Genomic DNA, 13,207 nt, shown 5'->3' with positions numbered 1-13,207 from the left:
GACCAGTCTGTGGAAGGCCTCCGGCCGGTCGTCGGCGGTGGCGTTCTCGACCCTGGCGAAGAGGTCACGGATGTGGCTGTGCTGCCGCATCAGCAGGATCACGACGTCGTCGCTCTCGCCGGTGTCGTCGATGTGGGGCATGGCGTCGGTCACGAGGTCCACCGGGTGGGGTGCGGTTCGACCGCGCCGGCCGAGGGCATCGCCCGAGATGGCGGGCTGCCTCCAGGGTGTCCCTGGCGACGGCCGGTCGCGACCGCACAGAGCCGAACGGGGCCGTGTGACAAGGGCATCGGGGCATCGGGGGCACCTCGGAACCACTGGATCCCGGCCGTAGTAACGCGCCCGCTGGCCGACGGCCCGGCCCGCGGCAACCGTACGACCGGGGCCACTGTAGTGATCAGGCCCGGCAGGGGTACTTCGTCCCCCCGGGGGAAAGGGGGGCACTCGGTGGTGGGACGGGGGCTCTCCCGCCCCGTCGGATGGGATGGTCATGCCGCAGATCACCGGCGAAGCCACTGACAACGCGCTCGATGTCCACTTCATCGGCAACGCGACCGTTCTGATGCGATACGGGGAGCTCACGCTGCTCACCGACCCCAATTTCCTGCACCGCGGGCAGTACGCCTACCTGGGGTACGGGCTGCTGAGCCGCCGCCTGACAGAGCCGGCTGTCGACATCGGTGACCTTCCGCGCCTCGATGCGGTCGTCCTGTCGCATCTGCACGGGGACCACTGGGACCGCCGGGCCCGCAGGCACCTGGACCACACGGTGCCGATTCTGACCACGCCGCATGCCGCACGCCGTCTCAGGACGCTGCATGGCTTTCACCGCACCGCGGGGCTGCGGACCTGGCGGGGACTCACCCTGCAGCGCGGCGGCGTACAGGTCCGGGTCACGGCGCTGCCGGGCCGGCACGCCGGCCAGCGCCTGCTGCGCGGTCTGCTGCCGCCGGTCATGGGCAGCATGCTGGAGTTCGGTCCCGTGCGCGGGCCGGCTCGGCTGCGGCTGTACGTCTCGGGCGACACACTGGTGTACGACGGTCTCGACGAGATCGCCCGGCGTTTCCCCTCCGCCGATCTGGCCGTCCTCCACCTGGGCGGTACCCGCCTCCCCGGCGGCTTTCTGGTGACCATGGACGGCGCACAGGGAGCGGAACTGGCCCGGCGCCTGGACCCCCGGCTAATCCTGCCCGTCCACTACGGCGACTACACGGTGATGCGCTCGCCGCTCGCCGTGTTCCTCGCCGAGGCGGAGGCCGGCGGGCTCGGCGATCGCCTCGTCCACTGCCGTCACGGACAGCGTGCCCGGCTGACCGCCACCAAGGGGGCCGCGCCGACGGTCTCCTGATCACACGGGCGGGAAGGTCCATCAGTGCGCTCCATGCAAGAGCCCAGAAGGCCTCCCCTGCCGGTGGTGAAGCGCAGGACGAGTGAGCCCGCGGTGACGGTCCGGGTGCCGCCGCCGACACTCACGTGGACCGGGACGACACGCACGGTGTCGAAGACGTGGGTCTCGCTGACGAAGTCCGCCGTCTCCCGCGTGGGGGCGATCAGCACCCGTTCCCCGTCGGCCCGCTCCAGCATCACATCGCTGAACGGCCCGAAGGCGACCGAGGCCAGTGTCCGACCACGACGCGCGTCCCGGAGGACGTGCCCAGGCCCGCGATCCGGCCGTCGAAGCGCAGCCGCGAGGGCTGCCTTGAAACGCTGAATATCAGGCTCTTCGGCTCATGTCGAGCCCGGGCCGGGCCTGGGGCGCAGGGCAGGGAGGGTCTGGCCGTACGTGCCGGACACCCGGCGAGAAGTGCACCACCGGCTCGGTGAGCGGGGCGGGCAGGCCGGCCGCGGTGGTCAAGGTCTCCTCCAGCACGTCGACGGTGGCGTCGGCCAGCGGCCACGGCTCGTGCTCGACGGGCGTCTCCCAAAGGTGCCGAGTCGGCGTGTGTACGCCCGCCAGCGCGAGGTCAGCCACACATCCCGCTCCGTCGGCTCGATGGGTCGCCGGGACGGACAACCAGGCGACAGGAGGACCCACCGCCCCATCGCGAACCGGCGTAGGAGACGGTGTCGTCGCCTGTGAAGACGCTGAGGGTGCCGGGATTGTACGGGGCGCACCGACGGCACGAGCGGCCAGCATCAGCGGACAGGCGACCTCGATAAACAGAAACCACAGCCCGTCCCGCCCGTCCCGGCGTCGGACGTAGGTCCGCAGGTGGGTCTCCGCAAAGGTAGGGACCGCAGGCGCCCAGGCGGGTACGCCGGGAGGCCGCACGTCCGCCGTGACAAAGGGCGTCCATCGAACGCCTCGGTCCCGGTGATCTGGAACGCGCAAGGAAGGTGCAGCGGGCTTCGTCTGCTGGTGGTACACCGTCTGCATGGCTAGCGGATCGCCGTACACTCCACGGGTTGGTCACGTACGGGAGTCGTCGACAGCCGTGAGACTGCTCGGCTCCGGTGGCACGGGTCCGGCCTGGCTGGCAGCGTGGATTGCGGAACGCCTGCACGCCGCCGGACGGGGGCCGGCATTCAGCCGAGACGGAGAACGCCATGTCCTTGGTCGAGAAACTGCTCGACGCCTACCCCGCCGAGACGGGAATGCCGCCCAGGCTCCTGGGCGAGGCGGTCGACAAGTTGTACGAGTGCGCGGGTGTCTGTCTCACCTGCGCCGACGCGGCAGCCGCGGAGCAGGACCCGGAAAAGATCGTGATGTCCATCAAGTGCGTGCGGCTCGACAACGACTGCGCCGACCTGTGCACCGTTGCCGCCCGCATCCTGGCCCGGCAAACGGGCTACGACGCACCGACGACGATGGCCGTCATCGAAGCGACCCGCACGGTACTGCGGGCGAGTGCGGACGCCGCCGAGGAGTTCGAGGAGATCCCCTACTTCGGTTTGTCCGCGAAAGCCTGCCGCGAGACGGAGAAGCTCCTCGAGAAGCTGGTCGACCAGATGAACTCGAGCGAGGCGGCAGAGGGCTACCCGACGTCACCGCCCAGCGCGACGACCCCGGCCGGAACGTCGATGGACAGCGGAGCACAGACGGCGGAGGAAGCCGACATGTCCGAGGACGAGCTCCGTGAGATGAACGTGGACGAACTGCGCGAGATGGCCGGCGAGAAGGGCCTCAGCGGGGTTCACAACATGCGTAAGGAAGAACTCATCAAAGCCATCAGCGGGCAGCGCGGTTCGTAGGGCATCACGTCGGCCCGCCGTCGGACGGAAATGACGGCCACGGTGCAACCGCCGGCTTGATGGCGCCGCCTGCCCCTGTGGGGCGGGCACCTGGGTAGATGCTGGCTGTGGGATCAGGATGCCAGGGGCGCTCTCCGGGCATCCGATCGGCTTGGCGCACCCGGAGTCCGCCGGCCTCGCAGTGGCCGGCTGCCGCGCACAGCAACGTTCAGCCAGGGCCGTGAGGGGAACTCGGAGCCGCATGCGGAGCGAGCCCGAGATGGCGGACGACGAACTTCTGCACACGTGACCACCCGGCCTGAGCCGGCGGCAGCACACGGTCGGCGGAACGCCGGCCTGGTCGCCGGTCCGCAGAAGGGAGCGGGTCCATGCCGAGGACCATCGCGGAGCAGACGGTCGAGCAACTGGGCGGCCGGGACAGCGTTCTGGCCCGGCAGCGCCGTGACCACGTCGAGATGGACCGACTGATGAACGAGTACCAGGTCCTGGTCGACGGTGAGGACCGTGAGCGGGTTCTGAAGGAGACCGTCCAACTGGTTTTCAGCCACGCCTTCGCGGAGGAGACCGTGCTGTGGCCGGCCGCGCGACGCTCGGTCGCGGACGGGGAGGAGCTGACGGCCCGGGTCGAGGACGAGCATCAGCAGATCAACGATCTCGTGGCCGACATCGAGGGCCTCGAACCGGGTGATCCGGAGCGCGAGGAGAAGGTACGGCGGGTCTTCGCTCTCATCCGGCAGGACATCAGGGACGAGGAGGACCTGCTGCTTCCCCGGCTGCAGAAAGCCATGGACACCGCTCAGCTGAGTCGGCTCGGCGCGGCGTGGGAGGCGGTGCGAAGGACGGCGCCCACCCACCCTCACCCCGTCGTCCCCAGGCGGCCACCGGGCAATGCGGCGCTGGGCGTACCGCTGAGTCTTTTCGACCGGACACGGGACGCGCTCGGCCCCGGCGGCCCCCTGACCGTGACCAAGAAAGTGCTCACCGCACTGGCCGGACTGCTCGTGTCCGCCGCTGCGGCAGTCGCGCTTCTGCTGAGAAAGCGGAGGTAACACCGCCGCAGACCCCAGAGGCCGGAACGGTCAGGACGGCGTATGTGTACGGGCGAGGCCGGCCGATCGTGGACCGGTGCTTGCGCCCGGCAAGGACCGCATCCACAACCGACGCCGCCGTTGACGCTCCAGCCGGGGTCATCCGGTGTCTTCGCCGGACGGCTCCTGCCTGTCCGCGGCCTCGCTGCCGCTGGCCGGGGCTGGCTTCGGACGTCCCTCCTCCTCCGGATGGATGTCCCGTTCACCGGTCTCCCGCTCCAAGGGGGAATCCGGCTCGCGTTCGGCTTCAGGACTGCTCATGGTCCCTCCTTTGCGCCCTTGAACGGGCCCCTCGACTTCCCATGTACCGCGAGGGGAAACGGGATCGAGGACCCGAAAGCGCGGGTCGGCCGGGCTCACGAAGAGGGGTGACCACCCTCGGGCAGGTAGTAGGTCTGTCTCAGAAACGCGGCCATATCCTCAAGCGCTTGGACGTAACCGGCCTTGTAACGCGCATCGGTGTCAGTGCGTTCGTTCTCCGCCTTCGCCCACCGGTCCAGGTGCATCGCGATGTGCAAGTGGTTGCGGTACAGCGGGCCGTTGTCGCTGGTGAGAGCCACTCGCGCGCGCTGCTCGTCCCAGTCTTCGAGCGCACTGGTGTCGAAGTTCAACAGTTCCTGGTCCGGGGGCTGCATGGACGTCCTCCTCGTTTCCCTCCATGGTCTCCGACGCCCGCTGCCGACGCTGTTCGGCGGGACGTACCGGCGCACGCCGGGCCGTCCCGGCGTGGCTGTGGATGACTTCCACGCCGGATGGTGTATCCGATGACCATGTGCACATCGCCCCCGAAATCTCCCCGCATTGCGCGCCGGTGCCGACCGGTCATCGATGTGTGGGCTGTTCGTGACGTGACAGCGCGGTGAGCGGCACGGCCCTGCCGGGATACCTGCTGGCCGCAGGGGAAGCCGGCGGTTTGGGCGCGGCTCGAGCGCAGATGGCTCTCTCGCTCGGCTGGCACATCGTCCTGGCGTGTCTGGGCGTGGGAATGCCGGCGATCACCGTCTTCGCCGAGTGGCGCGGCCACCGTACGGGTGACGTCCATTACCGGCTGCTGGCCCGCCGCTGGGCGAGGGCGATGGGCGTGCTCTTCGCGGTTGGAGCGGTCTCCGGCACGATCCTGTCGTTCGAGATGGGCCTGCTGTGGCCTGGGCTGATGGGGACCTACGGGGAAGTCATCGGACTGCCGTTCTCCCTGGAGGGGATCGCATTCTTCATCGAGGCGATCTTCCTGGGCATCTACCTCTACGCGTGGGACCGGCTGCCGCCCGTGCGGCACATGCTGTGCGCGGTCCCCATCGTGATCGCCGGTGTGGCCAGTGCCTTCTTCGTCGTCACGGCGAACGCCTGGATGCAGCAGCCGGTGGGCTTCGAGGTCGAGGACGGCCGGGTGGTCGCCGTCGACCCGTGGGAGGCGATGTTCAACCCGGCGACTCCGCCGCAGACCGTGCACATGCTTCTCGCGGCGTTCATGGTGGCGGGATTCCTGATGGCCAGTGTGTATGCCGTCGCCATGCTGCGCGGCCGCCGTGACCGCTACCACCGTCTGGGCTTTCTGGTGCCGTTCACCATCGCCGCCCTGTTCACGCCGGTGCAAATCGGTGTCGGCGACTGGGCGGCGCACTTCGTGGCCGACAACCAGCCGGTCAAACTCGCCGCCATGGAAGGTGTTTTCGACACCGAACGCGGTGTCCCGCTCCATATCGGGGGCGTCGCCGTCGGCGGCGAGATGCGCTACGACGTGGAAATCCCGCGCGGTCTGTCGTTGCTGGCCCATTTCGACCCGGACGCGGAGATCACCGGGCTCAACGAGGTTCCGCCCGCCGACCGCCCGCCCGTCAACGTCGTCCACTGGTCCTTCCAGATCATGGTCGGCTGCGGCCTCGCCCTGCTTGCCCTGTCCGCCTGGCCGGCCTGGACGTGGCGACGCCACAAGCGACTCCCGGCAACGCCCTGGTTCCTGCGCGCCTCCGCCCTGTCGGGACTGGCCGCGGTCCTCGCCCTGGAAGCCGGCTGGGTCGTCACCGAGGTGGGGCGCCAACCCTGGATCGTCTACCGCGTGATGCGGACCGCCGAAGCGGTCAACCCGGCACCGGGACTGGTGTACGGATTCGTCCTCGTCAGCCTCGTCTACCTGGTACTGACCATCGCCACTGTCTATGTGCTGCGTCGCCTGGCCCGGGACCAGCCCGTGCCCATCGCTCCCCAAGAGCGCGACGTGACCGACTACAAGGTCGTCTGACCGAAGGTGGGTGAACACCGTCCATGCCACTGCCGGAGATCATGCTGGCCCTGCTGTGGCTCGGCCTGACCGCATACGTACTCTTCGGCGGCGCCGACTTCGGCGGCGGGGTATGGGATCTGCTGGCCGGCGGGACTCGCAAGGGACGACCACAGCGACGCCTCATCGAGCACTCCATCGGGCCCGTGTGGGAGGCCAACCACGTGTGGCTGATCTTCGTCATCGTGCTGATGTGGACCGGAATCCCGCCGGTGTTCGCCGCGGTCGCCTCCACCCTCTACATCCCCCTCACCCTGGCCGCACTGGGAATCATCGCCCGCGGATCGGCCTTCGCCTTCCGCAAGGTCAGCACCGAGGTCTGGCAGCAGCGGCTCTTCGGCGCCGCCTTCGCCTTCTCCTCCCTGGTCACCCCCTTCTTCCTGGGCGCCGTGGCCGGAGCCCTGGCCTCCGGCAGGGTGCCCGAAGGCATCGCGAAGGGCGACACACTGACCAGCTGGGTCAACCCCACCTCCCTGGTCAGCGGCGCCCTGGCCGTGGGCACTGCCACCTACCTCGCCGCCGTGTATCTCACCCGCGACGCCCAGCGCACCGGCGACGACGAGCTGACCGAAGGGTTCCGGCGCCGCGCACTCGTCTCGGGAGTCGTCGTCGGAGCACTGTCCGCCACGGGCCTGCTCGTACTGCGTGCCGACGCCCGCGAGCTCTACGACGAACTGACCACGGGCAGCGCACTGCCCCTGCTCGTGCTCTCGGTCGCGTCCGGGCTGGTGTCGCTGACACTGCTGGTACGGGGCCGGCACTACCTCGCCGTACGGCTGACGGCCGCACTGGCGGTGACCGGCCTGCTGTGGGGCTGGGGCGTGGCCCAGTACCCCCACTTGCTGCCGGGCGTGACGCTTCAGGACGCCGCCGCGACCGACGCCGTCCTCGCCGCCAGTCTGAGCGCGCTCGGAGCCGGCGCCGTACTCCTCATCCCGTCCCTGTGGTGGCTCTACGCCACGTTCCAGCGCGACCACCCCCAGTCGAACGATGCCGGCAGCGGCGAACCCACGGCCAGGCCGGCGGGAGGCGGCGGGGGCTGACGTCGAAGGGTTTCCAGCCGAGCGGTCGCCGATGGCCCCACGTTACGTCGCCGCCCTCGCTCAGCACCGTGCCCTCGCCCCATTGCTCATGCCGCACCTCGATCCCGACGGGACAGGAGGCCGCGGCGGGATGGGCGGGCCGCTCCTCGTGCCCGGCCTGGTCGCGGCAACGCCGACGGACTGCGGCAGCTGGCTCCGCCCCGGCCTGCGCGTGGGAGGAGCGACCGTGTAACGCGGCACGGTGCCGTAAGACGCTGAGAAGCGCATCTGCGCTGAGCCATTTCCGAGTGGAGCTGCCGGCTTCCGGTACCCCTCCGTCTTGTCGGCGGTCCGCTCGGGTGGGGTGAAGGGGGTGCATGCCGGGTACCCGGCAGGGCATGATCAAGCGCGCACTGTGGCAGGGACTGCTGGCCGGCACGGCCGGAGGTGTGGTGATGACGGTCGGCGAGAAGATCGAGCAGGCGGTCACCGGTCGGCCCGACTCGCACGTTCCCGGGCGCGTTCTCGAGCGCCTGACGGGCATGCGCGAACAGCACGGCGAACAGGCACTGCCGGTCACCTGGGCCATGCACTTCGGCCAGGCCGCGCTGCTGGGCATCCTGCGCTCGGTCATGGCCCATGCCGGGCTGCGCGGGCCGGTGGCTTCGGCGAAGTTCACCGTGGTCCGCCTCACCAATGACCAGATCCTGGAGAACGCCACGGGTGTCGGCGCTCCGCCGTCCACCTGGCCCCGCACCGAACTGACGGTGGACGTGCTGCACAAGGCCGTCTACGCCTTCGTCACCGGCGCCGTGGCCGATGCGCTCGCCGCCCGGGGCGGCCCGGGACCGGGACAGCGTCACGCCGCCGTCCGGCCCGGCGGACACGCCGACGTCGGCCCGCTGCCCCGACGGCACGCCTACGGGAGGTAGCCGTCTGCCGTGTGCCGGCGTTCGAGTAGGACTGGTCACGCGCTCTCCCGTTAACGCCCCTGCTCCCGCCTGGGCGCTGCTGCCGGACATCGGCGCGCAACTGCGGACCGTGATCACGCGCTGCCGGAGGACACTGTCGCCGACCTGCCTTGCGGTGACGTCGAGAAGCTCGCACGCTTCGCCGCGCGGCGGGATTCGCCTCGCCTTCCGAAGGCCCCCGTTATAGGGGCTTCCGTGTGAGAGCGCGGGTCAGTGGAAGAGGCTCCACGGGAGCACTTCGGTGGGGCCTCTTCCTCTCACAGATCACCCCCGCGCGGTCACCGCTACGACCATGCGGAGAGGGCGTTCTGGCGGACCGGATCATCCCCCTGCGCGGGGACCACCAGTGAGCTACCCGGACGTGCCCGGCGCCGGCGCGATGACAGCCGCGATGAAGAAGGACGTGGAGGGGCGTCTCACGGGCTTCCTCGGCGAGGACATCGGCGGCCCGCCCAAGCCGCGGTGGCGCGGACGGGTCGGGGGGACCCGAGCTGAACGTCAGCTTCTCGTTCCTCGTGGCCTCCGGCGAGTGCTGAGCGTACGCCTGGCGACGGTCGACCGTACGTCGAACGCGGATGGCCTGGGTACCAGGGCGTACTGGTACGACGGTGCCGCCGAGGAGTACCGGCCGTCCCCCGGGCTCATCGCGGACGGTTCCCAGGACGCCTTCGTCGCGGCCCTGAAGAAGCGCCTGGAGAAGCGGGAGGGGGTCACTCCCGAGACCGTCGACGCGGCGCTCGGCGACGAGGAGAACCGCGACGCCCACCTGGACGACATGGCCTTCACCGCCGACGGCGACCTGAAGGGTCGACTTCGACCGGGGCACGGTCGGCGTCCCCCCGGCCGGCCGCATCTCCGTCACCCTCCCCAAAGCGACCGTCACCCCATGACTGTCCGACTTCGGCAGCCGCGCCCAGCGGCAAACCATCGACACGAGCTTGCCCATGGGGGTGCCTTCTCTCGGGCTCGGGTGGGGTCTGTTGTCGTCAGCTGTCATCAGCTCAGACCCCACCGGGCCCCGCAACTCATCGGTCCCTGGCTTTCGGTGTCGATGTCCGTTCGCCGCCGGTCTTCGCACGCGGTGGCGGCTGAGATGGACGCATGACTTCTCAAGGAACTCCCGACATGACTTCTCGAGGAACCGACGTGACTTCTCGAGGAACTCTCGACGGCAAGGTCGCTCTCGTGACGGGCGGCAGCCGTGGCATCGGCGCGGCGACGGCCCTGCGCCTGGCCCGTGAGGGCGCGGACGTCGCCCTCACCTACGTCAGCGCCAAGGAGGCGGCCGAGGACGTGGTGCGGGCCGTGGAGGCGCTGGGGCGCCGGGCGGTGGCCCTGCGCGCGGACCTGGCCGACCCGCAGGAGGCGGCCGGGGCCGTGGAGCGTACGACGCGGGAGCTGGGCGGGCTCGACGTGCTGGTGAACAACGCGGGCGTGGGTGTGCTGGGGCCGCTGGAGACGCTGTCGGTGGCGGACGTCGACCGGGTCCTCGCCGTGAACGTGCGCGGCGTCTACCTGACCTCGCAGGCGGCGGCCGCCCGCATGGCATCCGGGGGCCGGATCATCACGATCGGCACCTGCATGACCCAGCGGGTGCCCGGCCCCGGCGGGACGCTCTACGCGATGAGCAAGGCGGCCCTGATCGGTCTGACGAAGGCCCTGGCGAGGGAGCTGGGCCCGCGCGGGATCACGGCGAACATCGTCCACCCGGGCCCGACCGACACCGACATGAACCCGGCGGACGGCCCGTACGCGGCCGGCCAGGCGGCGATGACCGCGCTGGGCCGGTTCGGGACGGCCGAGGAGGTGGCGGCCACGGTCGTGCACCTGGCCGGGGCCGCGTACGTCACCGGCGCGGAGTTCGCCGTGGACGGCGGGCACGCCGCGTGAGGCATTCGGCCGACGGGCACGCGGCGTGAGGCACGTGGGGCGCACCGGTGCTGTCCGGCCGATGCGCCCCACGGGTCGGTGGCCGCTCGACCCTCACGGTCGGTGGCCGCTCAGCCCTCACGGGGTCGGTCGTGACTCGGCCCTCACGGGTCCAAGGCGGCTCAGCCGCCCAGTTCCTGGTGGCGGGCGGCCAGCCGGGTCGCGCCCTGCTCCGTGAGGGAGCCGAACAGCCGGAGCCGGGAGATGCCGCCGTCGGGGAAGATGTCCACGCGCGCGTGCGTGCCGACGGCGGGGGCCGGGAGCACGAAGCGGTGGTTGGTGTCGGGCTGGAGGCGGGTGCGGGGCAGGATCTCCCGCCAGTCGCCGGCCCCACTGTCATCGGCATCCTTCACGGACACCGAGGCCCAGCCTGCGCTGTTGCCCTTCAGGTATGCCGTGTCGATCTCCAGGGCGCGGATCTGGGACTGGGCCACCAGGCGGTAGCGGATCCAGTCGTGGCCCTGGTCGCGGCGGCGCCGGGTCTCCCAGCCGTCGTCCATCTTGCGGGAGCGGCCCGGCTGGATGGTGTTGGTGGCGGGCGAGTAGAAGAGGTTGGAGGCGTCCTCGACCTGGCCGCCGTTCTCCAGGGCGACGACGTCGAAGGTGCCCAGCACCTCCAGCCACGCCGGGTCCGGGACGACCTCGCCGTACACGCGCAGGCGTGCGATGCCGCCGTCGGGGTGCTGGTTGAGGCGCAGGTGGGTGAAGCGCTGCTCGACGGCCACCTCGAAGCCGTTGGCCGCGTGGCCGCCGACCGGGGTGCGCGGGACCAGCGTCGTCCACTTCACGTCGTCCGACAGCAGCTCCTGCGGCGACGGGGAGCCCGGCACCGAGGTGCCTTCGATCGACACCGCCTGCGGGTAGTTGCCGCGGAAGTGGGCGGTGTCGACGACGATGCCCCGGATGACGCCGGGCGCGCCGAGGCGGATCAGCGCCCAGTCGTGGTCGTCGGCGGCCGGCCAGGGGTGCTCGGCGGAGGCGCCGCGGCGGCGCCGGGTCTCCCAGCCGTCCATGACCTTGCCCTTGTGCCCGAAGTGCTCGGGGTCGAACTCGGCGCGCTCGGGCACCAGCAGGTTCTCGCGCTGGGCGAAGAACTCGTCGTTGGCGGCGATGACACCGGCGCCGAGCTGCCGGTCGGCGAGGTTGGCGTACTGGGTGAAGGGGAAGTCGGCGGTGCGGTAGTCCGCGTACGGGTCACCGCCTCCGTAGGGGTTCGCGTCGCCGGTGAAGCCTGCCGCCAAGGATGGATGCTGCGCCGTCACGGTGATCAGGTGTTCCTTTCGGGGTCGGCCGGTGCGGGGGTGCGGTCAGGAAGTACGGGTGAGCAGCCGCCCCTTCGGCTCGGTGAACTCGCCGTCCGCGACGATGCGCTGCCCGCGCAGCCAGGTGGACTTCACCACGCCGTACAGGGTCCGGCCCGCGTACGCCGTGACGCGGTTGCGGTGCTGGAGGGCCGCCGGGTCCACGGTGAAGGTCTCGTCGGGCGCGAGGACGGCGAAGTCGGCGTCGCGCCCGGCCTCGATGGCGCCCTTCCGGCTGAGGCCCACCAGATCGGCCGTCCGCGTGGACATCCAGCGGACGACGTCCTCCAGGCCGTGGCCGCGCCTGCGGGCTTCCGTCCACACGGCCGACAGGCTCAGCTGGAGGCCGGAGATGCCGCCCCAGGCGGTGGCGAAGTCGTCGGTCTTCAGGTCGGCCGTGGACGGGGAGTGGTCGGTGACGACGCAGTCGATGGTGCCGTCCGCCAGGGCCTGCCAGAGCAGGTCCTGGTTGGCGGCCTCGCGGATCGGCGGGCAGCACTTGAACTCGCTGGCGCCGTCCGGGACCTCCTCGGCGGTCAGGGTGAGGTAGTGGGGGCAGGTCTCGACCGTGAGGCGCACGCCCTCGGCCCGGGCCTCGGCGATCAGCGGCAGCGCGTCGCTGGAGGACAGGTGCAGGACGTGCACGCGCGCGTGGAGGCGTGTCGCCTGCGCTATGAGGTGGGCGATGGCGGTGTCCTCGGCGTCCCGGGGGCGGGAGGCGAGGAAGTCGGCGTACTTCGGGCCGCCGTGCTGCGGGGCGGCGGCCAGGTGGTGCGGGTCCTCGGCGTGCACGATCAGCAGGCCGCCGAAGCCGGCGATCTCGGCCATGGAGCGGGCGAGCTGGTCCTGGTCGAGGTGCGGGAACTCCTCCACGCCCGACGGCGACAGGAACGCCTTGAAACCGAAGACGCCGGCCTCGTGCAGCGGGCGCAGGTCCTTGACGTTGTCGGGCAGCGCGCCGCCCCAGAAGCCGACATCGATGTGCGCCTTGGCCGCGGCGACCGCCTGCTTCGTACGGAGGTTGTCGACCGTCGTGGTGGGCGGCAGGGAGTTGAGCGGCATGTCGACGAGGGTGGTGATGCCGCCGGCCGCCGCGGCGCGCGTGGCGGTCCAGAAGCCCTCCCACTCGGTGCGTCCGGGGTCGTTGACGTGCACGTGGGTGTCGACCAGCCCGGGCAGCAGGACGTGGTCGCCGACGTCCTCCAGGCGGGCGGACTCCGGTACGGGAGCGTCGTAGGGCAGGACCGCCGTGATCGTGCCGTCGGCGACCGCGACCGATGCGGCGCGCGTCCCCTCGGGAGTGATGACGCGCGTCGAGCGCAGCACCAGTTCAGCGTCGGACACCCGAACCCCTCTCTCAGCCGTTGTGTGCCCCCGGGCCACGGGATTTACTTTCACGTAACGGAATTCAACGTTCTGTTGAAGG

At 70.7% G+C, this 13,207-nt stretch carries 12 protein-coding genes and 1 pseudogene; 7 read left to right on the top strand and 6 right to left on the bottom strand.

From position 1 onward, the window contains the following. The first annotated feature begins 490 nt into the window (after nucleotides 1-490). Complete coding sequence (locus tag ACYVMZ_RS14865; protein WP_461079565.1) at nucleotides 491-1,348, top strand: MBL fold metallo-hydrolase; 858 nt, start codon at nucleotides 491-493, stop codon at nucleotides 1,346-1,348. 366 nt (nucleotides 1,349-1,714) lie between these two features. Here ACYVMZ_RS14865 and ACYVMZ_RS14860 read toward each other — a convergent pair whose 3' ends face one another. Both ACYVMZ_RS14860 and ACYVMZ_RS14855 read right to left on the bottom strand, forming a co-directional pair. After that, on the bottom strand, nucleotides 1,715-1,972 hold the full coding sequence (locus tag ACYVMZ_RS14860; RefSeq protein ID WP_461079603.1) for a DUF2071 domain-containing protein: 258 nt from the start codon (nucleotides 1,970-1,972) through the stop codon (nucleotides 1,715-1,717). Between the two features lie 159 nt (nucleotides 1,973-2,131). Then, a pseudogene (locus ACYVMZ_RS14855) lies at nucleotides 2,132-2,377 on the bottom strand (DUF2071 domain-containing protein); the annotation flags it as partial. A gap of 170 nt (nucleotides 2,378-2,547) precedes the next feature. Here ACYVMZ_RS14855 and ACYVMZ_RS14850 point away from each other — a divergent pair. Both ACYVMZ_RS14850 and ACYVMZ_RS14845 read left to right on the top strand, forming a co-directional pair. Continuing rightward, the gene (locus ACYVMZ_RS14850; protein ID WP_461079563.1) at nucleotides 2,548-3,192 is read left to right on the top strand and encodes a Rho termination factor N-terminal domain-containing protein; all 645 of its coding nucleotides are present in this window, start codon (nucleotides 2,548-2,550) and stop codon (nucleotides 3,190-3,192) included. 368 nt (nucleotides 3,193-3,560) lie between these two features. After that, nucleotides 3,561-4,241 carry a hemerythrin domain-containing protein gene (locus ACYVMZ_RS14845; protein ID WP_461079561.1) on the top strand — a complete coding sequence of 227 codons (681 nt, stop codon included), beginning with the start codon at nucleotides 3,561-3,563 and terminating at the stop codon, nucleotides 4,239-4,241. A gap of 138 nt (nucleotides 4,242-4,379) precedes the next feature. Here the strand turns inward: ACYVMZ_RS14845 and ACYVMZ_RS14840 are convergent, their stop codons facing one another. After that, the gene (locus ACYVMZ_RS14840; protein WP_461079559.1) at nucleotides 4,380-4,541 is read right to left on the bottom strand and encodes a hypothetical protein; all 162 of its coding nucleotides are present in this window, start codon (nucleotides 4,539-4,541) and stop codon (nucleotides 4,380-4,382) included. Between the two features lie 95 nt (nucleotides 4,542-4,636). Further along, nucleotides 4,637-4,915, bottom strand: a complete 279-nt coding sequence (locus ACYVMZ_RS14835) for a hypothetical protein (protein WP_461079557.1) — start codon at nucleotides 4,913-4,915, stop codon at nucleotides 4,637-4,639. 299 nt (nucleotides 4,916-5,214) lie between these two features. Here ACYVMZ_RS14835 and ACYVMZ_RS14830 point away from each other — a divergent pair, with 299 nt between their 5' ends. The 4 genes from ACYVMZ_RS14830 to ACYVMZ_RS14815 all read left to right on the top strand — a co-directional run bounded on the left by ACYVMZ_RS14830 (nucleotide 5,215) and on the right by ACYVMZ_RS14815 (nucleotide 10,441). Then, nucleotides 5,215-6,519 carry a cytochrome ubiquinol oxidase subunit I gene (locus ACYVMZ_RS14830; protein ID WP_461079555.1) on the top strand — a complete coding sequence of 435 codons (1,305 nt, stop codon included), beginning with the start codon at nucleotides 5,215-5,217 and terminating at the stop codon, nucleotides 6,517-6,519. Between the two features lie 23 nt (nucleotides 6,520-6,542). Continuing rightward, nucleotides 6,543-7,601, top strand: coding sequence for a cytochrome d ubiquinol oxidase subunit II (locus tag ACYVMZ_RS14825; protein ID WP_461079553.1), 1,059 nt, complete (start codon nucleotides 6,543-6,545; stop codon nucleotides 7,599-7,601). Between the two features lie 377 nt (nucleotides 7,602-7,978). Then, nucleotides 7,979-8,512, top strand: a complete 534-nt coding sequence (locus ACYVMZ_RS14820; RefSeq protein ID WP_461079551.1) for a hypothetical protein — start codon at nucleotides 7,979-7,981, stop codon at nucleotides 8,510-8,512. A 1,164-nt stretch (nucleotides 8,513-9,676) separates the two neighbouring features. After that, the gene (locus ACYVMZ_RS14815; protein WP_461079549.1) at nucleotides 9,677-10,441 is read left to right on the top strand and encodes a 3-oxoacyl-ACP reductase family protein; all 765 of its coding nucleotides are present in this window, start codon (nucleotides 9,677-9,679) and stop codon (nucleotides 10,439-10,441) included. Between the two features lie 161 nt (nucleotides 10,442-10,602). Here the strand turns inward: ACYVMZ_RS14815 and alc are convergent, their stop codons facing one another. Both alc and allB read right to left on the bottom strand, forming a co-directional pair. Then, entirely contained in the window at nucleotides 10,603-11,721 is a 1,119-nt protein-coding gene (gene alc / locus ACYVMZ_RS14810; protein WP_461079547.1) for an allantoicase, read from the bottom strand. A gap of 66 nt (nucleotides 11,722-11,787) precedes the next feature. Next, entirely contained in the window at nucleotides 11,788-13,125 is a 1,338-nt protein-coding gene (gene allB / locus ACYVMZ_RS14805) for an allantoinase AllB (RefSeq protein WP_461079545.1), read from the bottom strand. Between the last annotated feature and the right edge of the window lie 82 nt (nucleotides 13,126-13,207).

This window comes from Streptomyces deserti (assembly GCF_054782695.1).
This window is presented reverse-complemented; position numbering and strand designations above follow the sequence as displayed.